The sequence below is a fragment of the Alistipes intestinihominis genome (assembly GCF_040095975.1).
Taxonomy (GTDB): Bacteria; Bacteroidota; Bacteroidia; order Bacteroidales; family Rikenellaceae; genus Alistipes; species Alistipes senegalensis.
In genome coordinates, this window is sequence record NZ_JBBMFL010000017.1 from 32,586 (window position 1) to 54,293 (window position 21,708).

The window sequence follows — 21,708 nt, forward strand, 5'->3', positions numbered from 1 at the left end:
CTCCGTGCGTCAGTCCACTTTGAGCGCCCGGTCGATCGCCAGAAGCATATAGCGATAGTGGTTCTTCATGCGCTCCGACGCAGAGGTGCCGAGGGCGTTCCGGTAGAGCTTCTTCATGTCGAGCAGCATCCCGTAACGCTTGTAATCCACCGCCGGACGGACCAGGAAAGCGACGCTCCGCATCGGCAGCACGCCCGACACCGGGTCCGAAGTCATCTCCGGAAACACCCGGGCCATCTTCGCCAGGCGGGAGAGCGCCGCGGCATCGGGCAGCGCCTCTCCGGCGAACGCGGAAGCCGATGCGGCGGACCTGCGGGTCTGCGTCACCACGCCTGCGTTGCGGATGACGTTGATCAGCAGCAGGTGCTGCATGGCGATATTGGCCTCGGTGGACTCCCGTCCCACGGCGACATCCCGCAGGATATAGCGGTAGAGATCGTCCATCGCATCGTCCTGCGTATAGGGGTCGTCCGATTTGGAGGCGCTCAGGTCGAGCGTCGAAAGGCTCTTGAAGATCACGTCGCTGAGCATGTCGCGGCAATATTCGCCCAGCGACACCACCTCGACCACATCCTTGTTGAGCCGCTCGTTGTCGAGCCACGACATGTCTTCGAGCCGTTCGAGCATGAATCGCAGCGCCCGGCGTTGCAGGTCGCGGGGAACGGAGAGATAGGTCGGCAGCGCGTCGCCCTCGTACTTTTCGTTCAGATAGACACCCCCGAGGTTGGCCGAAACGCTGACGAACGCATAATAGAGCTGATTCATCACGCTGGCCTGCACGAGCGACCGGAACGTATAGTCGGCATCCTCCTCCCCGATCCATTCGTCGGCATGCTTCATCACATAGGCGTAATTGGCGAACTCGTAGGCTGCGGCCCGGACCGGATCGTCGCCCAGGTTGTAGGGCATCGACCGGGGATCGAGCGCCACGGCCACGGGAGGAGGCGTATAGAGACACATCGGATCGCTGCGGCGCGCGGCGATGCGGCGGTCGAGTTCCGCCACCTCGTCCTCGGGCGTCGCGGCACCCGGAACGGGCCGGTAGAGCCAATCGACGACGTACTCGTCGTAGACGCCCGGCCCCTGCTGCATCAGGGCCACGCCGCGCTCCTTGTCGCCCGGCTGTGCGACCAGATTGTAGGGCAGCTCGTCCATGATCGAAGCCGAAATCCCGTAACGCTGCGTGAAGGAGGGCGAACGCAACGAATCCACCGGCACGCAATACGAACCGGCGTAGTTGACCGCAAGGCCCAGACAGGCTCCGGTATGGCGCGCCACGTCGGCCGCCAGCGCCTTTCCGAACAGCTCCGGGGACATCTTCACCCGGCGCGCGTCGGGATCGGCGGCGCCCAGCTGCACGAAGAGGTCGGTGCGTATCCGCGAGGTCACGTTGTGCGGGATGCAGATCGTCGCGCTGAGAATCTCGCCGCTGCGGGGATCTATGCGCGCGGAACTCGAAAGACTCTCCCCCATCGTATTGGCGTACTTGACACACGAGAACTTGATGTCGTTGGGATCGAACGACGCATCGTCGCGCGGATAGGGCCGCACCTGCACCGCATCGCGGTAGCCGATCTTCTCGAAAGCCGCGTTCCAGCTGAGCAGGCCCCGCCGGATCGCATCATACCACCCTGCCGGGAACGTGTCATCGACATAGAACACGATCGGACGTTCGGGCGTCGTGAGCTTCCCGGCCGCGAACGCCGCGGGATCGGAGGGTTTGAGATTCCAGCGGCAGGCATAGTAGACCGCCTTGGCCTCCTGCTCCCGGTCGCTGAACTTCACGAAGGCCACGGGAACCGTGCCGATGCGGGAGTCGCACAGCCGCGGCATCATCACCTCGCGCGGCAGCAGCATCAGCGAACGGCGCGCAAGGGCCGTGTAAGGCGTGTCCTTGTTGATGAGGTAGCCGCCGAAACGGGTCGTCAGCGTGAACGAAAGCGAACTGAGCACCGACACGTTGTCGGCGAAAGCCTCCACGCCGCTCAGCAGCGAACATCCCGCCACGTAGTTGACCGTCGTGGAGAGGAATCCTCCGAAACTGTTGATGCCGTAGGGATCGTGCGGCCGCATCGCCGGAGCGCCGTTCACGAAGAACGACGTGGCCTCGAAAACCGACGAACCGTCGGGCGCCTTGCACTTCACGGGGAACGAGGCGATCACCGGGTCGATGTTGCTGCGCCGCACGGCCCGCGCCATCAGGCTGTCGCCCTCGACCAGCACGTCGGAATGCACGCGCCGCAGGCAGATGAGCGAATCGCTGCGGGTGAAGACCACGTGGAGCGGATCGCGGGGCTGCTGTCCGGCGAAGCCCTCGCCGGGGTCGGAGCTCTCCTCGATGGTCGTACCGAGCAGCATCTCGCGCCCCAGCAGCGAATCGGGCAGTTCGACGTAGAGTTTGTTGCCCTCGAACATGTGGAGGGTCATGAAACCCCGGACCGTGGTCACACGCTTGTCCTTGAAGAGCTTTTCATAGGCGGAGAGCGGTTTGGGCGTCTCCGTCGTCCCGGACGCGGACTTCTTTTTGCCGCGGGCCGCCGAAGCAGTTCCGGGAAGCAGCGTCAGGCCCCCGGCCAGCAGGACGGAAAGAAGGGTCAGCAGGGCTGTCGGTAAAAATCTTCTCATCGCCGTTTCGCTTATTTCAAGGTTTTCTCGATATTGTGCAACATCAGCGCATAGTGCATCCGCGTCTTCTGCGAACCGCTGTTCACGCGGCTTTTGAGCAGCCGCTGCACGCGCAGCAGGTTGGCGTAGTTCTCGGCTTCGAGCGACTGCTTGACGACGTAGAGGATGCGCGGCGGATTGTAGCCCGAAACCGGCCCCGGATCAGCCCCGGCGTGCGAATGCACGTGCTCCGAACCGCAATAGCAGAGGTTGTCGGTCATGGACTGATACCCCCGCAGGCACTCCGGAACGGCGATGGCGTAGGGATCGAACCCGATCTCCTCGTCCGGCCCGCCGGCGAAGGCTTTCGGCACGGCGCCCGTACCGGCGTATTTCAGCCCGGCGGCCTTGCAGATGGTCAGCAGGTATTCGCGCTGGATCATCATCTGCTCCTCGGTGGGGTTCTTGCCCTGCACGGTGGGTTTCCAGACGAAATCGTAGATGTCCTTCATGCAAGCCTCGACGGTGTAGGGATCGTCGGAGAGCTGCGCGGAGTTCTCGACCTTCACGGCGCTCATGACCACGGCGCGGATGATGGCGATCTGCATGTAAGCCTTGGGGGAACCCATGAACTGAATGTTGCGCATCAGGCCCTCGTCATCCATCCAGTCCAGGTCGGCCAGCTGGCCGAGCAGGAACAGCACGGCGGCGCGCTGGCGCTCCTTGGGAACGCTCTTGTAGGCATCGACCGGATCGCCCACGTGCTTCTCGTTGAGATAAATGCCGCCCACGTTGGCGAACACGTGGCCGATGTAACGGATATACTGGCTGACGATGCCCTTGTAAATGTCGGTCCGGTAGGAGTAGTCGCGGTCCTCGTCCTTCACCCAGTCGTTCAGATTGGCAAGGATGTAGCGCAGGTTGCGGATGCCGTACTCCGAAGCCTTCACGGCGTCGTCGCCGAGGTCCTCGGTCTGCGAGCGGGGATCGAGCACGGCGCCCTGCTGCTTGCCGTAGCGGAGCACGGGATCGGCGGCGGCCTCGGTGATCCACCGCGACGTGATCTTGTAGACCTCCTCGGGCGATGCGGCGTCGAAGACCGGCGTATAGAGCCATTTGACAGCGTAGTAGTCGTAGACGCCGAAACGGGGAGGCGTCATCCGCACGCCCCGCTCCATGTCGCCCGGCTGGGCCACGTAGTTGAAGCGCGCATAGTCCATGATCGAGGTGGTCGTGCCGTATTTCTGCGTGAACGACGGCGAGCGCAGCGAATCGACCGGAATGACGGCCGAAGCGCTCATGTTGTGCATGAATCCCAGGCAATGCCCGACCTCGTGGGTCACCACGTAGCGCAGGGCGTCGTCCATCACCTCGCGGGGCAGTTTCACGCTGCGCACCGACTTGTCGGCCTGGGCCGTCTGGATGAAGCGCCAGTTGTTCACCAGCTTGACGATGTCGTGGAACACGTAGACCGAGGCGTTGACGATCTCGCCGCTACGCGGATCGACCCACGAGGGCCCCATAGCGTTGGAGATGCCGATGGGCGCATAGCGGATGCACGAATATTTAATGTTGTCGGGGTCGAACTCCGGATCGTCCTTCGGGAACTCGCGGGCCTCGACGGCCTGTTTGAATCCGATGCGTTCGAACGGCTCGTTCCACTGCTCGACGGCTTCGAAAATGGGCTTGCGCCAACTCTCGGGGAAATCGGGGTCGATGTAGAAGACGATCGGTTTCTTGGGCCGGACGAGCTCCCCGCGGCGGTAGGCCGCCTCGTCCGACGGCTCGACGCGCCAGCGGTTGGCGTAGCAGAGCAGCTTGGCCTGCTGCTCCCGCTCGCTGAAAAGAATCTTCCCGGTGGGGAAAACCGACATGCGGCTATCGACGAAGCGCGGCTCGTAAGGCGTTTCGGGCAGCAGCACGAGCGAACGCGTCATGACGGCCGTGAAAGGCACGTCGGAGGCGATCTCCTTGCTTCCGGCTTTGAGCGTGTAGGTGTAGCTCAGGTGGCTACGGATCACGACGTTGTCCTCGAAGGCGCGGATCTCCCCGAGGAACGACTTGTCGGACTGGTAGCTCGCCGAGCGGGTCACCCTCCCGTAGTAGAGGTTCTCTCCGTAGGGGTCGAACGGCGTCAGAGCCTTGTTGTCGCTCAGGAAGAGGTCCGTCGCATTGAAAACGACCGCGCAACTGTCGGGACTCCACGCCGCAATGTCGTACGACTTGATGATCGCGCCGATGTTGTTGTTCGCCAGCGACCGGGCGATATTGGGGCTCGCCGCGTCGGTCACGTTGTCGCGGACCAGCTTGCGGACCTGCACCTTGTCGCCCGTGCGGGTGAACTGTATCCACAGCGGATCGGTCGGTTTGGAACCGATGACGGCGTCGCCGTTGTCGGAAATCTCGCTGACGGTCGATCCGAGCAGCATGTCGCGCCCGAGCAGTGCCACCGGGAACTCGAAATAGAGTTTACCCTTGACCTTGTGCAGGCGAATCATGCCGTCGGCCGTCTCGTGCTTCTCCTTGAAGAGCTTCTCGTATTCGCTCGTCTTTTTCGGCGCGGGAGCCGGTTGTTCGGATTTCGCCTTTTTCTTTTTCTTCGAAGCGGCCGCCGCCGGGAACGCACCGAGCGTCCCGGCCAGCAGACCGCAGCAAAACAATGATAAAACGGTTTTCTTCAACATAAATTAATAGTTCAAAAATCAGAACCCGAAGTAGCAATAGGGATTTTTCGCCACATAGAAATCCATATCCACGACTTTGCCCAGCCCGGAGAACGAAGCGAGTTCGGGAGCGGCGCCCTCCGCGATCTTCGCCTCCGAGATGTCGAGCAGCGCCAGCGTTCCCGATGTCGTGCCGAGAAGCATGCGGTCCAGGTAATTCGTCTTGGCATAGGCCGCGAACGACGACGGAACCGACACCACCCCCGGACGCAGGGCCGTGATCTGCGACGAAGCCGTATAGACCGGAGCCGAGGCCCCGCTCAGAATATCGTATGCGTAAAGCGTCTCATTGTTCGACCCTGCCGTATAGAAGATGTACTCGCTGCCGCCGATCAATACCTCGAACAGACTTTCGGGTCCGAAGCCCTGTGTTTCGGGGAAAGCCCGGAAACTATTCAGCACAAGGCTAACCGACGATTCGCTGTTCATCTTGTAATCGAACGACAGCAGGTAATATTTACCGTCCGTTTTCGAACGGAGCAGCAGGTAATTGGTCGAGGTGGTGGCAACGCCGACCGTAGCATAGGTGACGCGGGCTCCCATGGCCTGAACCGTATAGTCCCCCAGGTCGGCGACATCGGGGAACACGAGTCCCGACTCCGGATCGGTATCCCCGGGCTTCACGGACGCAGCGTCGGGCACTTTCAACGCGCGGAACACGCCGAACTTGCTGGAGGTGTTTCCCCGGACATTGAACCCGTAGACGCTCAGCAGGCGGTTGTTCAGCCGGTCGTAGAGCAGCGCATAGGGAATATGGCCGTAGGACTTGTTGGTGAAGTGGTCGAAACCGTTCATCAACGCGATCTCCATGCCGCCGTCGAAATAGACGGGCGTCGTGCCGTATTTGCCCGAATGGGCGACCGGATAATCGTTGTAGAAACTGAAATCGCGCTGGTAGACCTTGCCGTCCTCCGACAGGACGATCGAACCTCCGTCCCGCTGGAATCCATCGACCGGAACGAAGCCTTCGGGAGCCTGTCCGCCGACGAATTCGGTGTCGATGTCGATCGTCTTGGTCAGCGTGGCCTGATCGAGGCTGACGCTTCCGCTGCCTTGCAGGACCTCCCACTCATAGGCGACGTTCAGGCCGTCGTATGCCACCAGCCGGACCTTCCGCGGGTCCGAACCGAGCTCCCCTTCGTTCACCTCGCCGTAAACGTCGCGGACCAGTTCGCCCGGCGTCGAGGCATCGACGAGATTGACGTAGCTCAGCAGCGATTTGCCGCCGTCGTCGGAGAGAATGAACCACCCCTCGGCGAACGAGGAGGTGACCGTCAGGGTGAAAATCGTACTGTAACGGATCTGACGGTCGGCATCGAGGACCGTAAAGCTGCCCGAATGCCGTCCGACCGACAGCGGGTCGATCGACAGGATGCGATCCGTGGAGACCGTCTCCCCGTCGATGTTCCATTCGTAACGCAGGCGGCCTTCCGACACCCGGTCGTGAACGATCCTGTAACCGGGCTCGATGACGATCTCCTCGTCGTAGCTCCAGCTCAGGCGGACCGACTTCATCGTATCCAGACGGTAGACGACGATGTCGTCGCCGGTCGTGGTGTAATCGTAATTTCCCTTGTCCTCGTAGCAACCGGTTGCCAGGGCCGCACCTGCGAACAGTGCGGCGAGATATATGCCAAATGACTTCATATTCGCATCGGATTAAGCGTTGATATTGATTCCGTCGAGCATCGGACGGCCGTCCTTTTCCAGCACCTCGTTGCCGTTGTCGCGCAGCTCGCGCAGGTAGTAGACGAACTGGCGGCAGAGGGCGGAGATCTCGCTGTTGTCCTTGTCGGAGAGATCGCTCACGCCGGTGGCCTTGATGAACTCCTCGTACTTCTCGTCCGAATAATCGCCCAGGAAGGCGGCGGCGAAATCGTCGTTCCACCAGTCGGGCTGGGAGATGATGTTCGAAACGCGGATGATACGCAGACTGTTGGACGTGGGGCCGGGCCGGTAGGCGCCGCCCTCGACGATGCGGACGGCGATGTCCACCTCCTTCTCGTCCATGATGTCGGTCTTGCGGACCCGGACGTAGGTTTCGCCGGAGAACGATCCGGCCGGGATGACCGGATTGGGATCGAGATCGTAGGACCCGGCCGGAGCGGTGGTCTTCTCCGGGTCGATCTCCAATTTGTAACCGAGCGTTTCGTCGGGAGTGCGGCTCACGGTCTCCACCGCAAGGCGGATCGTGCGCTCGTCCTTCCCGGGCGTCGTCTTGAACGAGAAGCGCACGATCTCGTCGGACTTCTGGACGAAATAGACGTAACGGTCGCCTCCGTAGGTCGGAAGCCCCTGTTCGGAGCAGGCCCCGGCGCCGAGGGCCGCGACGGCAAGCAGATATATCAGTTTTTTCATGATCGCAATTATTTTAAGGTCGTTTCACTGTCGGGAATGGGGAATACGTATTTGTCCGCCATCTGGATCGTCTGCGTGGTGCTGACGAGCGTGGGACTGTTGATCCGCTTCAGGTAGAAGAAATACTGTCCTTCGCCGATGTTCTCCTTCCAGACTTCGAGTTCGAGTTTCGACATGAACGTGTCGAAATCGGAGGCCGAGACGGTCTTACGCCCCGAGCAGCGCACCTTGTGGACCAGATTGAGATCCGAAACGGCCGCACTGATGTCGCCGTCGCCCTCACCGCTCTCGCCGCGGGCTCTACACTCGGCCATGATCAGCATGATCTCCGACATGCGGATCACCGGAACCAAAGCCCCCTGCGTGGTCTCCTTGTCGAAATCCGATCCCTGCGTGCTGGTGTACTTGACGTATTTGCAGGAGGCGTAGACGTCTTCCTGCTCCTCTTCGTCAGGCTGGTTGATCGTATACATGTAACGGGTATCGTAGCTCGTCTCTCCCGAGAAACGCCCCTTCGGACTGCGCAGGGCCAGGATGAAAGTCGTGGTCGCACCCTGGCTGGACAGCATCACGCTGTTGTAGTTCTTCTTCAAATATTGGTCGTAGGCCGCGAAAATGATGTCCTCGTAGAGTTTCACGGCGCCGCTGACACCCTGCGCCTCAGCCTTGGTCGTAATGGGGAACCAAGTCTTGCAGGCGTCGTAGACCTCGGTGGCCGCAGCCAAAGCCTTCTCGTAATCGCAGGCGTACATGTAGACGCGGGCCAGCAGCGCCTTGACGGCCCAATAGTGGAGCCGCGTACCGCGGTAGCCGAAGAACAGACCGCGCGAATCGTTCGCCGCGAAACGGGTAGAGACCGTTTTGAGCGCATCCAGTTTCAGGTCGTTGACGGCCAGCAGCGGAAGCGCCGCCTCGAAATCGGCGATGATCTTTTCGAGCACCTCCTCGGTCGTATAGCGCGACGGGACCTTGTCGGGATAGGTCGTCGAATAGGGAATCGCCTTGGCCGTGAGGTCCACGACGGGGGCCGCAGCGAAAAGCCGCAGCAGCTCGAAGTGCAGCAGGGCGCGGGCTGCCAGCGCTTCGCCGTAGATCATCTCCCGCTCGCCGCTCTCGGCATAGGGGAAGAGGTCCGGATCGGCCTTCTCGACATGGCTGATCAGCGCGTTGCAGTTGGCGATCGTATTATAGGCGGTCTGCCAGATGGATTCCAGAAAGTCGAGCACCTCCTTGTTCTCGTAGTCCATCTTCTCGGTATAGGCGTAGATCTGCGAAGCATCCATCGAACCGAAATCGTAATACTGCGACAGAGCGCTCACGAATCCCCAGGAGAGTTCGCGTCCGTAGAGCGACGGGGAGGCCATCTGCTGATAGATGCCGTTCAGGGCCGAACGGTAGCCCGAATAGTCGCTGAAAAGGTTCTCCTCGGTGGTCATTCCCTGGGGCATGACGTCGAGCCACTCGCCGCAGGATGCGGACGAAAGCAGGAGCGTGCACGAAACGAATATTTTTGCGAATGTTTTCATACAGGGACGAATTTAGAAAGTGAGATTGAGCGTAAAGTTAACCGTGCGGGAGTAGGGATAGTCCAGACCGCGTTCCTGGAGCACGGAGCTGAAATAACCCAGGTCCTCCATATTGGCCGTCAGGCGCAGCATGCCGAGCCCCCAGCGCTTCACGAGTTTGGCGGGGAAATCGTAGCTGATCGAGAGCGAATTGAATTGCAGCGTGTTGTAGTCCTGAATGAAGCGCGACGTGGGACGGGTGACCAGCGAACGGTCCTTGATGTCTTTCAGCGGAGCGACATCGCCGGGTTTCTTCCAGCGGTCCGTGGACACGCGCTTATCGACGTTGTAGCGTTCGAGGTTCGCATTCTCGACCTGGCTGACCAGCGTCGAGTTGTAGCGCTGTCCGCCGAATTCGTAAAGGAACGAGGCGAAAAGCGAGATATTCTTCCAGCGGGCGTTCAGACCGAAGGAACCCTGCGCCCACGGCTCCCGGTTGCCGATCTCGACCTGGTCGGCGGCATTCCAGTCGTAAGTGATCGTACCGTCGGGACGCTGGTAGACCTCGCGGCCGTTGGCCGGGTTGATGCCGAGCGACTTCATGCCGTAAATGGCGTAGATCGAACCGCCCTCGACGTACTGCGTGTAGGTCTGGGCGTACTTGCTCTGCGAGGAGTTGTCGTCGTAGTCGTCGTACTGCTTCTGCACCAGCTCGTTGTAGGCTTTCAGCGCATCGTTGATCTTGACGATCTTGTTCTTGTTGTGCGCCATCTTCCCGAAAGCGGTCAGTTCCAGATTCTTCGAACGGTAGAAATTGTAACGCAGGTCCAGTTCGAAGCCCCGGTTGCTCACCTCGCCCAGATTGTCCTTATAGCTGGTGAATCCCGACGACGAGGGAATCGTCACGTCGGTGATCTGGTCGATGGTCTTCTTGTCGTAGTAGCTGGCCTTGAAGGTCAGGCGGTCCTTGAAGAAGCCGAGTTCGATGCCGACATCCGCCACGCGGGTCTTCTCCCAGCCCAGATCGGGGTTGCCCATATAATAGAGGACGTGTCCGGCGCCCGTCGAATACCAGTCCGATGTCGAGGAGGTCGTATAGGTCGAACGGGCCGAATAGGCGGCGTACCCCACCTTGCCGACCGTACCGATCGTTCCGCGGAGTTTCAGGCGGCTGATGGTCTTGTTGCCTTTCAGGAACTTGTAGTTGTGGAAGTTGATACCGGCGCCCACGGCCCAGAAGGGAGCCACGCGGTTGTCGGAACCGAACTCCGAGGAGCCGTCCAGACGCACCGAGAGGTCCAGCAGGTAGATGTCGTCGTAGGTGTAGTTGCCCGAGAGGAACATGCCGACCAAACGGGTCTTATTCTTCGATTCGGTGGGTTTGCCCTCGACCTGCGCAGCGTCGTTCGGCGAGTTGAGCGCCCCGGTCGAGAAACCGATATACTTGATGTTATCGACCGTATAGCTGGTCTCGACGGCGTTTCCTCCCAGCGAGAAGTTCAGGAAATGCTTGTTGAAATTCCGGTTGTACATGAAGAGCAGGTTGGCGTCGTAGGAGAACGTGTCCGAACCGTTCACGGTCAGCGAACCCAGCTCCTGAGGCGTTGCGAAGGCGCTGTTCGAGGCCGACAGCGGATCGACGAAGACCCGCGACTCGTAGGAGCGCTGGCTCAGGGTGATCCAAGCCTTGGCGGTGAAGTGCGGCGTGGCGTAGAAGTTGATTGCGAAGTTGTCCTGCAACGTCCGGTAGTTGCTGCGGCTGAAATTGTTCAGGTATTCACGCTCGTAGAGCGGGTTGAGCGCCGAATAGCCGAAACGCAGGTTCTGGAGGTAGTTGCCCGTGGTCTCGTCGATCGGCACGTTGTAGGGCAGCATGTGGGAGAACTGCGAGAAGGAATAGGGCGAGTCGGTCGAACGGTTGGCGTCGTAGGAGGCGCGGTTCATCAGCTGGAACTTGCCGATGCGGTAGTCGAGGAAAAGCCCCGCGCCGTAGGTGTCGCGCTTCGAATCGCGCATGACGCCCTTGTTGCCGGCATATTTCAGCTCGATCCCCCAGCGAACGTCGTTCTCACCGCCGTCGATATAGATGCTGTGCTGGTGGTTCACCGCGGTCCGGAGGTTCTTCGAAAGCCAGTAGGTGTCCACGCCGCGGTTCACCTCGTTGAGTTTCTTGTAATAGGTCTCGTTTTTATTGTAGATGTTCTCGTTGAAATCGGTGGCGTCGAAAGAATAGAGCCCCGCATCGAGTTCGGCCTGCAATTTCTCGCGGGCGTTCATCAGGTTGTAGGCCGAGAGGTCGGGCATCTCGACGCTTCCGGTCAGGTTGTAGGAGACGCGCAGTTTGCCGGCCTCCGGGGCGCGCGACTCGATGACCACCACGCCGTTGGCGGCGCGCGATCCGTAAAGCACCGTCGCGGCGGCGTCTTTCAGCAGCGTGATCGAGTGTACGCGCATGGGGTCCATGTCGTAGATCTTCTCCACGTCCACCTCGAAGCCGTCGAGGATGAAGATCGGCAGGTTGGAGTTGTTCGTGAGGTTCTGACGCGAAATGTCGGCCGAGGTGTTCAGCTCGGTGGTGATGCTGTTCTGACCGCGGATGTAGAACTCAGGCAGCGCGTTGGGGTTCGAACCCATCGAGATGTTCTCGGCCAGCCGGAACGAGGGGTCGAACACCTGAATGGCGTCGATCATCCGCTTGGGCGAAACCTCGACGATCTCCTTCTGGGTGATACGCGTGGTGTTGCCCGTGAAGCTCTCCTTGCGGACCTGCGCATAACCCGTAACGACCACGTCGTCGATGCTCTCCACCTTGTCGAGCAGCTGCACGTCCAGTTCCGTCTGGTTGTTGTAGGCTATCTCGCGGCTCTCCATGCCGAGGAAGCTCACCGTCACGACCGTCCCGGGACGGTTCGGGAAGCGAAGCGAATAATAGCCGTCGGGATCGGTCGTCGTGCCGACGGTCGTACCCTTGATATGGACCATCGCCCCGGGAATCGGGGCCTTCGTGGCGCGGTTCGTCACCCGCCCGGTCAGCGTAACCCGCTGGGGGGGGGCCGGAGCGGCCGTTCCCTGCGCGTCGGACTTCGACGCCTTGTCCGCTTCGCGGACGCGGATGATGATCGTATCCTCGCTGATGGAGAAATCCAGCCCGGTGCCGTGGAGCGCCTCGCGCAGGATCTCCTCGACGGGAGCGTTCTGCCGGTGCAGCGTAATTCCCTTGACGGCTTTGATCGAATTGCTATTGTAGAGCAGCAGATAACCCGTTTCCCGTTTGATGTGTTGAAGCACATCGTCGAGCGTCGCTCCGGTCAGAGCGATCGACATCCGTTTCTTCGGCTGAGCCGGCCCGTCCGCCCTCACGGACTGGACCGCAAAGACCGCGACCGCCAGCAAAAGCAGTACGACGGCACTCCGGCCCCCTCGGAGAAGAGGCGCAAATAAGTCAAGTTTCTTCATACGCAAATTATTTTAACTGAAACAAAGGGTTTCCTGCTTCACGGGGACAGCCCCCGACGCATCGCAGCGTCATTCCGATTTCCGCACCACCCGGATCACGCCGCCGTCCTCCGTGAAGACCACGTCGTTGGTCAGATTCATCAGGTCGGCGATCGTATTGAGCGTCGCATGGCGTTTGATCATACCCGTATAGAGCACGCCGTCCAACGTCGGCGAAGAGGTGTCGATCTCCACCCCGTACCATCGCTCCAACTTCCGGCAGATCGACCGCAGCGGCTCGTCGTAGAAGACCAGCAATCCCCGCCGCCACATCGTACAGGCTTCGACATCGGCTTTTCGGACGGTCAGCCCGCCGCCGGACTTGTCGAACCCGGCCTGAAGCCCCGGCGACAGCAGGGTCTCCTCCCCCTCGGCAGCCACCCGCAGCGATCCCGTGACCAGCGTCGTCTCGACAGAGGGTTCATCGTCGTAGGCCATGACATTGAACGAAGTTCCCAGGACGGTCAATTCGACTCCCGAGACCGACACGACGAAGGGATGCCGGCTGTCGGGAGCCACTTCGAAGAAGACCTCGCCGGTGACCGTGACGCAGCGCCGGGAGCCGAAATGCAGGGGATAGGTGATGCTCGACCCGGCGTTGAGCCAGGCGCGCGTGCCGTCGCCGAGCGTCAGCGAGTACTCGCCGCCCAGCGGCACGCGGATCGTATTGTAAGCCTCCTCGGCCTGTTTCCCGGATTTTTCGGATGCGGTGTAGGCGATCTCGTCACCGTTGATCTCGATCCGGACATTCCGTTCGCTGAGTTCCGTGCGGACCGAATCGGCCAAAAGAACCTGCTCCCCCGACGAGAGTTCGAGCACGGCGCGGCGCACCCCTGGTTCGACGGTCGTGAGCAACCGGTTGCGATTAGGGTCCAGACGCTCCCCGGCCTGATAAAGCAGGGCGCCGCTGACCAGCATGCCGGCCAGCACGGCGGCCGCAGCACCGATCCGCAGCGAACGCAGCAGCCGGCTGCGCCGCATATAACGTCGGTCCTCCTCGCAGACCCTGCGCCACACCTTTTCCTTGTCGTAACGGTACATCCGCGACAATTCGCCGCCGAGGTCCGAATGGCCCTCGATCAGGTCGAGAATCTGACGGTTCTCCTCGGACTCGTCGCCCCAGGCTTCGAGCTGCCTCGATTCCTGCGGCGTGATCGTTCCCGAAATATAGGAATGCAGCAATTTGTCGATCTGATCGTTGTCCATAAAGCCCGGCCTTTATAATAAAGACGGGAGCACCGGAAAAACTCCTTACAGTTTTTCGCAAAAAAATGAAAAAACAGCCCGAAAAAACAGGGATTCAAAAGAAAAAGAGGGCCATCATCTTACGCAACGACTTGATGGAACGATACATATGCGTCTTGATGGTAGCGAGCGAAACGCCCAGTTCGGAAGCGGCGTCCGCATAGGAATAATTATTCAGGCATATCAGCTTGACCACCCGGCGGGACTGTTCCGGCAGGCGCTCGATCGCCTGGTAAAGACGGTGCAGCCGGTTGGCCCGTTCGACATCGTCGCGGCTGAGGTCGAAATTGACCTCGTCGGCGATGAGTTCGCTGCCGTTCAGCTCCTCCCAGCGGCGCAGCGTATGCGTGCTGGCATAGTCCAGCGCCGCATTCCGCACGCAGCGGTAGAGGTATTTCACCGGGGAGTCGATTTTCGAAAAATCCACCCGCGCCAGCCGCACGAAAACCTCCTGCACGATATCTTCCGCCACGGATTTCGAATGCACGATCTCCTCCGCCACATACGCGGCGCTCCGGAAATGCGCATTGAAGAGTTTTTCTAAGGAATGGGAGATCATACGGCAGTAACGCTTGGGACAAATATATGAATAAATGTAAAAAAATGTATCCCAAAAAGGCATTTTTTCAAGCCACCGAGGCACAAGAACCGGTCGAACGTTCGGTCAAAACAATATCCGTCAACGATTTACGCGACTACCCTCCGCGCATTTTTTTTATTATAAACTGTAAGCCGAATCCGCCTTTCCGCCGAAATACGGCCCGCTCCGGCGCGCGAAAACGAGCGGAGCGGACTCCCGGACTACGATTCGCAACCCGAACGCTCCGGATACGCCGGCCGTCAGTCCTTGTTTTTATCTCAAATTAGAGGTACTTTTGCCCCCGAAAATTACGTAATTATGGAAAAGATCAAGAATGTCGTTTTCGATCTCGGGGGTGTGCTCGTGGGGCTGGATTTCGACCGCTGCACGGCGGCGTTCCGCAGCCTCGGCATGGACGCCGTGGCGGAGCTCATCAACCCCTGCTACCCCGCCGATATGATCGGACGCCTCGAACACGGCGACATCACGTTCCACGAAGCCTGCGACGAAATGCGCCGCCTCTCGGGCACTCCGAAAGTCACCGATGACGAGATAGCACGGGCCTACGGCGCCTTCCTCACGGAGATTCCCGTGGAGAAGCTCCGCCAGATCGACCGTCTGCGCCGACGGGGATTCCGGACCTACGTGCTCTCGAACAACAACCCGGCGTCGATGGAGTACATCCGGCGGATGTTCACGGCCGACGGCAAGAGCATGGATGCCTATTTCGACGCCGTGTACCTCTCCTGCGAACTCCGCGAACTGAAACCCTCGGAGGCGATCTTCCGCAAGATGATCGCCGCGAGCGGCATGCGTCCCGAAGAGACGCTCTTCATCGACGACGGACAGAAGAACGTCGATGCGGCCCGCGAACTGGGATTCTCGGTCTACATGCCTGCCCACGGCGAGGATTTCGGCCACATTCTCGAAAACCTGAACTGCCATGAAGAAGATCTGTAAGACACTCCTGATCGTCCTCGCCGTCCTGATCGCCCTGGTGCTGGGCATCGCCATCGCCGCGTCGCCCGTGGCGAAAAACTACATCGAAAAGCACGACCGCGAACTGCTGGGCCGCTCGATACGCATGGAACGCCTGCGCATGAACATCTTCACGGGACGCCTGCGCGTCGAGGGGCTGAAAATCGGCGGAAGCGGCGACTCGACGACTTTCTTTGCGCTCGACAGTTTCGACATGCGCATGCGCATCCTGCCGCTGCTGTCGAACCGCGTCACGGTGAAGCACATCACCTTCGCGGGCCTCGACGTGAAGATCTACCAGCGGGGCAGCGCGTTCAGTTTCGACGACATCCTCGAGCACTTCGCGCCGGACTCCACGGCCGCAGCCGAACCGGCGGAACCCTCCGAGCCGTGGGAGATAGGCATCTATAACATCGCCGTCCGCAACGGGCATCTCTTCTACAAGGATCTGGAACTCGACGCCGTGTGGGGGCTCAACGACATCAACCTGCAAATCCCGGGCGTCTATTTCGGAGGCGAAAAGACCGACGTGGGCGCCGTGCTGAACTTCGCTGAAGGCGGTTCGCTGGCCACGAGCGTCGCCTACGACATCGACACCTCGGAGTTCGACATCGGGCTGAAACTCGACGCCCTGACGCTCGGGAGCATGCTCCCCTACTTCCGCCAATGGCTCGACATCGGGGATGTCGGAGGACGCCTCTGGGCCGACATCCGGCTGCGGGGCAACACCGAACACCTGCTGGCCCTGCGCACCGAAGGCACGGCCTCGCTGGCGGATTTCGTCCTGACGGACCCGCAACGGCAGCCCGTGGCCGGGCTCGACACGCTGGGCGTGAAACTCGCCGAAGGCGACCTGGGGCGGATGCGGTTCCGGTTCGAACGGTTCTACGCCGGAGGATTCTCCCTGAACGCCGAACTGACGCCCGAAGGCGACAACATCTCGGCGCTGATGAAGCCGGCGCCCGAAACCCCGGAACAACCCGCCGAAACGGCTGCGGAAGCCGCTTCGGGAACGGCTCCGGTGTTGCAGATCGCCGATCTGGAAATCGCCGGGGGCCGGATTTCGTTCCGCGACCTGACGATGGAAAAACCCTTCGAATACGTCGTGAGCAATATTCGGATGCGCAGCCGCGATTTCGCCCCATCGAAGCGCAACAGCCTGCAAGTCGATGCCCGGATGCAGCGCACCGGATCGGCGAAACTCCGCTGGGAGGGAACGCTCGACGACCTGAACAACCAGAGCATCACGCTCTGGCTTTCGAACCTCAATCTGCGGGACTTCTCGCCCTACTGCGAGCACTTCACGGCCTACCCCGTCACGGACGGCAACCTCACGTTCCGCAGCCAGAACGTCATCCGCAACCGCTATCTCGACGGCACGAACCACCTCGATGCGTTCGAACCCAAGGTGGACAAGAAGCGCAAGGAGCTGAAACCCGAAATGAATATCCCGCTCAAACTGGGACTCTACGTGCTGCGGGACAAGAAGGGGCACGTGAAGATGGACCTTCCGGTGGGCGGCAACCTCGATTCGCCGGAGTTCTCCTACCGCAAGATCGTGCTGAAAGCCATCGGCAACGTGCTGCTCAAAGTGGTGACGGCGCCGTTCTCGTTCCTCTCGGGCGGCGGCAAGGACCTCGAATACATCGCCCTCGATCCGGCGCAGTACGCCTTCACGTCGGAACAGTATGCGTCGTTCGACCAGATCGCGCAGATGCTCAAGGAGAAACCCGAAATGCAGATCGCGCTGACCCAGCGCATCAACCTCGACCGCGCCCTGCCGGCGCAGAGCGTCAACCTCCTGCGCCTGGCCTATCATAACAGCCTCGCGGCGGCCGACTCGACCGGACGGCGCCCCCGGCTCTCGATGCTCGAATACGAAAAACTCCAGCAGATAGACATCCGCACCCCGGCCGTCGGGGCGTTCGCCGATTCGCTGCTCGCCCTGCGCGGCATCTCCCCGCAGGGCATGTCGCCCAACGCCAAGGCCCTCGCCCTCTACCGCGAAGACGCCCTCGGCCTGCTGCGGCGGATGATGGCGATGCGCGACAAGGCCCTCGGAGAGTACATGCTCTCCACGCACGGCGTGCAGGCCCCGGCATTCCGGCTCCAGCCGATGGATTCGACAGCCCTGACGGCCTATGCGGGCCGCGACCGCTACACCCTTGCGCTGGGGCTCGACGGCGAGACCGTCGAAATCGGCGGCGATACGGCGGACGGGGATGCCCCGGCGAATGCAGGCGAGCCGGCCGGGACGGAAACCCCGGCGGCGACTGCGGCCGACAGCACGGCGGTCCCGGAACCCGAACGGCAGGAATCCGCCGAAATCCGTTGAACGGAGATCGCGTGACTATTCCGAATCCAAAACGAACGTTCGCCGCCCGCAAATGCGGGCGGCGAACGTTTCATAAGCGGCGGTCCGCCGCATCACGCATCCTTCAAGGCATGGTCGCCCGGCAAGGGCTCGCCGCTCCACGCCTTGAGGTTGGTCCACGGAACGGGAGCCCCGCTCCAAAACGGATCGGAAGCCGGAAGTCCCAGTGGCAGGAAAAACGTCAGGCAATGGTACAGGCTCCCCGTATTGACGTAACGTTCGGCCATACCGCCCTGCCGTCCGCCGACGAAGCCCACGCGCAGCCATCCCTCGCTGTCGAAATTGTCCGGGCATTCGAGCTGCCGCCGCAGAACGGCGGTCATGGCGCACCGCACCTGGGGAGGAGAAACCTCGTCCGGAAGCGAGTGCAACAGGGCCGACTGCCCGAGCGCATGGAACACGCCGAAACGGCAGGCCGTGATCGAACGTCCCAGCACCGGATAACTCCCGTCGGGAGCCACCATGCGTTCCAGAATGGCCGCATAACGGGTATGGCGGCGGCGTTCGGTCGCCAGCATACAGCAGTCGGCCAGCCCGTGCCGCTCCATGACCGTCAGCACGTCCAACAGCATCGGATGGATGACGTAACTGTTGTAATAGTCCATGTGGAAGAACTTTCCGTCGCCGTACATCCCGTCCCCTTTGTAAAAGTCGTTCAGAAAACGGTCCGTACCGTAGCGCATGCGCGCCGTGTCGCACGACCCGGTGAGTTCGAGAAGCGCGGCTTCGACCATCGACGCGAAGAGCAGCCAGTTGGTCTCCCCGGGACGGATCGTGCGCGTCCGCTTCAGGGCGTCGATCAGATTCGCCCGCGCCGCGGCATCGAGTTCGGTCCACAACTGCCTCTTCGCACGGAGCACGCTCTCGGCCAAATAGGCCGCATCGACCAAAGGCTGGCGCCCGCGGTCGAAAGTCAGGTAACCGGCATCCGAAGGATCGACGGCCCGGGAGAGCGCACGACGGGCCAAAAGACGGTATTCCGCCTGCCGGGGATCGGACTCCCCGTCCAGTTCGAGCCACGGTGCGATGCCGCAAAGCGTGCGTCCGAGCGCCTCCAGACAGGCGAAATCCCGGCATTTTCCGAGCGAGTCCGGCGACTCGTAAGGCATCGCCTCCTTCAAGGTCCCCGCCGCCGCATGGCGCAGGACGGGATCGGCGATACGGATCATCGAAGAGAGCCACGAGGCCCGGTCGGCGGCTCCGGAGGTTTCCCGGGAGGATGAACATCCGGCCGCGAAGAGGATGCAGATCAGCATCAAAAATCGAAATCGTTTCATGGAATCAGTCTTTCAGGTATTTCAGGAATTTCGAACCATGTCCCGTCCTGAAAAAGGTTTACAGTGATTGATAATTAAAGATAAACATTTTGGTTCAAAAAATATTGTCCTGATATAAGTTTACATATGCCTTCCGAACAACCGTCTTTCGGCCCCAATGATGTTTGAGTTTCCCGGTTCTAAGTTCCGCTTCCAAGGGCGTAAGCCAATCGCAGCTGGCATGAGGTCTGAGTGAATTGTAAAGGATAACGATCTGGTCGATGCGTTCTTTTGCTGCCTGAAAACTTTCAAAACATTCCTCGTCGATCCATTCGCTCTTCAGAATACCGTTCACCCGTTCGGCAACGGCATTCTCATACGGATCGCCCTTTTCAGTCATGCTGATGCGAATCCCATTATCGGTCAGCAATTTCACATATTCTTTCGAACAATATTGGCATCCTCTGTCCGAATGATGGATTAACCCTTGCCGTTTTTGCTGCGGAGTCTGGTCTATGGCCATCCTCAGTGCACGGAGCGCTCCGTCCCGTTCCAATGTCGTATTCAGATCATAGCCTACGTCCGTTTGGAATAGGCATCCGTTATCAAAGCCAGATATGCAAATCCTCCTTTCAAAGAAATGTACGTAATATCTCCGACCCATAAACGATGCGGCCGCTCGAGGTCGAAACCCCGGATCAGATTCGGATATTTACGCATCCAGTGCCGCGAGCAGGTCGTAACGCTGTATTTCTTCCGACGTTTGACCAGAAGATTGTTTTCCGAAAGCAGCGTAAATAACCGATCCCGACTGACCGGAAATCCGTCTTGTTGCAGCAAATGCCACAGTTTACGACCGCCGAGCCTGGGCATCAGTTTCCGGTAGTAACCCACCCGCTCCAAAAGAAGGGTGTCGGACAAAGATCCTTCCCTATTACGCCGTAAATGTTTATAATAGGCCTGACGGGTATAGCCGAACAACCCGCACAGAAACGATAGGCTCATTGCTGTGTGTCTTTCTTTGAGACGCTGGACTGTCCGGCTGCGGATTTTTTTAGCAGGTCGATACCGTATTCTTCTTGGAGGATATCTCCCATGATCTCATAACCTTCCAGACGTAATAAAGCCTCTTCCAAGCGCCGCCGAAGGGCTTTGTTCTCGGATAACAGTTCACTGGCTTCTTCACTCGTAACGCGGGACATGATCGGATAAGGATTAGGGGTACTCACAAAGCTACAACTATTTTTCGCTTTCCAGCGCTGACCCAGCTTATGAATCGTAGACATGGGAATACCATGTTCTTCGGAGAGTTGGCGAGCCGTCTTGACTCCGCTCAAATACTCCTGTAAAATCAGATGACGCAATTGACGCGGTAAATAATGACGCGATAAGTCTGAATTCGTTTTTTGCTGCATAAGATTTACTCTTTTTTGTAAACCTTTTTCAGGACGGGACACCATAACGTTTTTCGCACATCCCGACGATGCGGGACTGGATCAGGCAGAGCGTCAGGGCTATCGCATAAATGAGCAGGAACCGGAATCCCCACCAGACATCGGTCATCGAAGTCTTGATCAGCCGGGCGAAGGGAATGTGCCACAGATAGAGCCAGATGGTGTTCCGTCCGATGAACAGCGCCGGACGGCACGCGAGCAGAGGGCTCCAGTATTTCCGCAGGCTCCACAGCAGCAGGCTCACGGTCGTTCCCCACAGCAGGAAATAGACCCGCGGGGGATATTTGTAGGGCTGCATCCGCAGCCACGTTCCCGTCGAATCCGCCATGACCGCCGCCGCGCAGACCATCGCCGTCAGGAAGATCCCGCAGAACCACAGGCTCCGGCGCCGGTCGGCATACCGCATGCGGACGCCCGCCAGGAACGGAATGGAATAACCCACGGCGTAGAGCAGCCAGTCATCGACCAGAAATCCGAGATGCAGCGGTTTGAGCCACCCCGTCAGCAGGGCCTGCAAGCCGAACAAGGCCGCCAGCAGAGCGATGAATCCCCGGTCGTCGCGCACGGCCCGCTCCAAACGCAGCAGCGGCGGAGTCAGCAGCATGACGATCAGAAAGACGCGGAAAATCCAGACATAGTTGATGCTCGGCTTCAACCGCAGCAGATACGTGCCCACGACTTTGCGCGCGGCGAACCACTCCACGACTCCGCATTTGGAGAGCAGTCACATGACCAGAAAATAAACGGTCAGAAAGAAGTAAAGCGGGATCAGCAGCCGCCCGAGCCGTTTGCGGACGAACGACGCATAGCCGACGACCTGCCGCCCGGAGTAAGAGAGCCCCGAAACGAAGATCATCAGGGGCACGTCGAACGAACGCAGCTGAAACAGAGCCGCGGGAGGCCCGATATGGGCCAGAAAAAACATCGAGATCCCAATGAACCGCAGCAAATCGACTTCGGAAACAATGCCTTTCTGACTGGCGACTGGAGTACAGGCGGGGAGACAGAGACAAATATAAGCGACGCCTGTTTCGTGCGTCTGGTGGAATAGCGGCCGCAAAAGCTCCGTCCCCGAACGGAGGACGGCATTCCGAAAACACCCCTCCGTTTTCTGGGCTGACTGTTTTTGAGATACC

General features: G+C 60.0%; 14 protein-coding genes and 1 pseudogene. 2 read left to right on the forward strand and 13 right to left on the reverse strand.

What is annotated here, in order from left to right; translation table 11 throughout:
• Positions 1-9: 9 nt before the first annotated feature.
• The 8 genes from WMO46_RS12905 to WMO46_RS12940 form a co-directional block, all read right to left on the reverse strand.
• Positions 10-2,625 (reverse strand): zinc-dependent metalloprotease, encoded by a 2,616-nt coding sequence (locus WMO46_RS12905; RefSeq protein ID WP_349094476.1) that lies wholly within the window; start codon positions 2,623-2,625, stop codon positions 10-12.
• Between the two features lie 11 nt (positions 2,626-2,636).
• Complete coding sequence (locus WMO46_RS12910) at positions 2,637-5,288, reverse strand: zinc-dependent metalloprotease (protein ID WP_276759315.1); 2,652 nt, start codon at positions 5,286-5,288, stop codon at positions 2,637-2,639.
• Between the two features lie 18 nt (positions 5,289-5,306).
• On the reverse strand, positions 5,307-6,974 hold the full coding sequence (locus WMO46_RS12915) for a PKD-like family lipoprotein (RefSeq protein WP_349094477.1): 1,668 nt from the start codon (positions 6,972-6,974) through the stop codon (positions 5,307-5,309).
• 12 nt (positions 6,975-6,986) lie between these two features.
• Positions 6,987-7,685, reverse strand: coding sequence for a DUF4843 domain-containing protein (locus tag WMO46_RS12920; RefSeq protein WP_349094478.1), 699 nt, complete (start codon positions 7,683-7,685; stop codon positions 6,987-6,989).
• 8 nt (positions 7,686-7,693) lie between these two features.
• Positions 7,694-9,211: a RagB/SusD family nutrient uptake outer membrane protein gene (locus WMO46_RS12925; RefSeq protein WP_349094479.1), complete on the reverse strand. Its 1,518-nt coding sequence runs from the start codon at positions 9,209-9,211 to the stop codon at positions 7,694-7,696.
• A gap of 12 nt (positions 9,212-9,223) precedes the next feature.
• Positions 9,224-12,646, reverse strand: a complete 3,423-nt coding sequence (locus WMO46_RS12930; RefSeq protein WP_229091839.1) for a SusC/RagA family TonB-linked outer membrane protein — start codon at positions 12,644-12,646, stop codon at positions 9,224-9,226.
• A 69-nt stretch (positions 12,647-12,715) separates the two neighbouring features.
• Positions 12,716-13,891, reverse strand: a complete 1,176-nt coding sequence (locus tag WMO46_RS12935; protein ID WP_129652002.1) for a FecR family protein — start codon at positions 13,889-13,891, stop codon at positions 12,716-12,718.
• A 94-nt stretch (positions 13,892-13,985) separates the two neighbouring features.
• Positions 13,986-14,489, reverse strand: a complete 504-nt coding sequence (locus WMO46_RS12940; protein ID WP_129652001.1) for a sigma-70 family RNA polymerase sigma factor — start codon at positions 14,487-14,489, stop codon at positions 13,986-13,988.
• Between the two features lie 339 nt (positions 14,490-14,828).
• Here WMO46_RS12940 and WMO46_RS12945 point away from each other — a divergent pair, with 339 nt between their 5' ends.
• Together WMO46_RS12945 and WMO46_RS12950 are read left to right on the forward strand one after the other, a co-directional pair.
• Entirely contained in the window at positions 14,829-15,470 is a 642-nt protein-coding gene (locus tag WMO46_RS12945; protein WP_302589621.1) for an HAD family hydrolase, read from the forward strand.
• Entirely contained in the window at positions 15,454-17,823 is a 2,370-nt protein-coding gene (locus WMO46_RS12950) for a DUF748 domain-containing protein (RefSeq protein ID WP_349094480.1), read from the forward strand. The genes WMO46_RS12945 and WMO46_RS12950 overlap by 17 nt, the downstream gene beginning before the upstream one ends.
• Before the next feature lie 92 nt (positions 17,824-17,915).
• Here WMO46_RS12950 and WMO46_RS12955 read toward each other — a convergent pair whose 3' ends face one another.
• From WMO46_RS12955 to WMO46_RS12975, 5 genes and pseudogenes are all read right to left on the reverse strand, one after another.
• Positions 17,916-19,139, reverse strand: a complete 1,224-nt coding sequence (locus WMO46_RS12955; protein ID WP_349094481.1) for a DUF2264 domain-containing protein — start codon at positions 19,137-19,139, stop codon at positions 17,916-17,918.
• 94 nt (positions 19,140-19,233) lie between these two features.
• Complete coding sequence (locus WMO46_RS12960; protein ID WP_129651998.1) at positions 19,234-19,782, reverse strand: integrase core domain-containing protein; 549 nt, start codon at positions 19,780-19,782, stop codon at positions 19,234-19,236.
• Positions 19,695-20,039 carry a hypothetical protein gene (locus tag WMO46_RS12965; RefSeq protein WP_165357784.1) on the reverse strand — a complete coding sequence of 115 codons (345 nt, stop codon included), beginning with the start codon at positions 20,037-20,039 and terminating at the stop codon, positions 19,695-19,697. Before WMO46_RS12965 ends, WMO46_RS12960 begins: the two co-directional genes overlap by 88 nt.
• Positions 20,040-20,119: 80 nt before the next feature.
• Complete coding sequence (locus WMO46_RS12970; protein ID WP_349094482.1) at positions 20,120-20,578, reverse strand: hypothetical protein; 459 nt, start codon at positions 20,576-20,578, stop codon at positions 20,120-20,122.
• Positions 20,562-21,497, reverse strand: a pseudogene (locus WMO46_RS12975) (acyltransferase family protein). The gene WMO46_RS12970 and the pseudogene WMO46_RS12975 overlap by 17 nt, the downstream one beginning before the upstream one ends.
• Between the last annotated feature and the right edge of the window lie 211 nt (positions 21,498-21,708).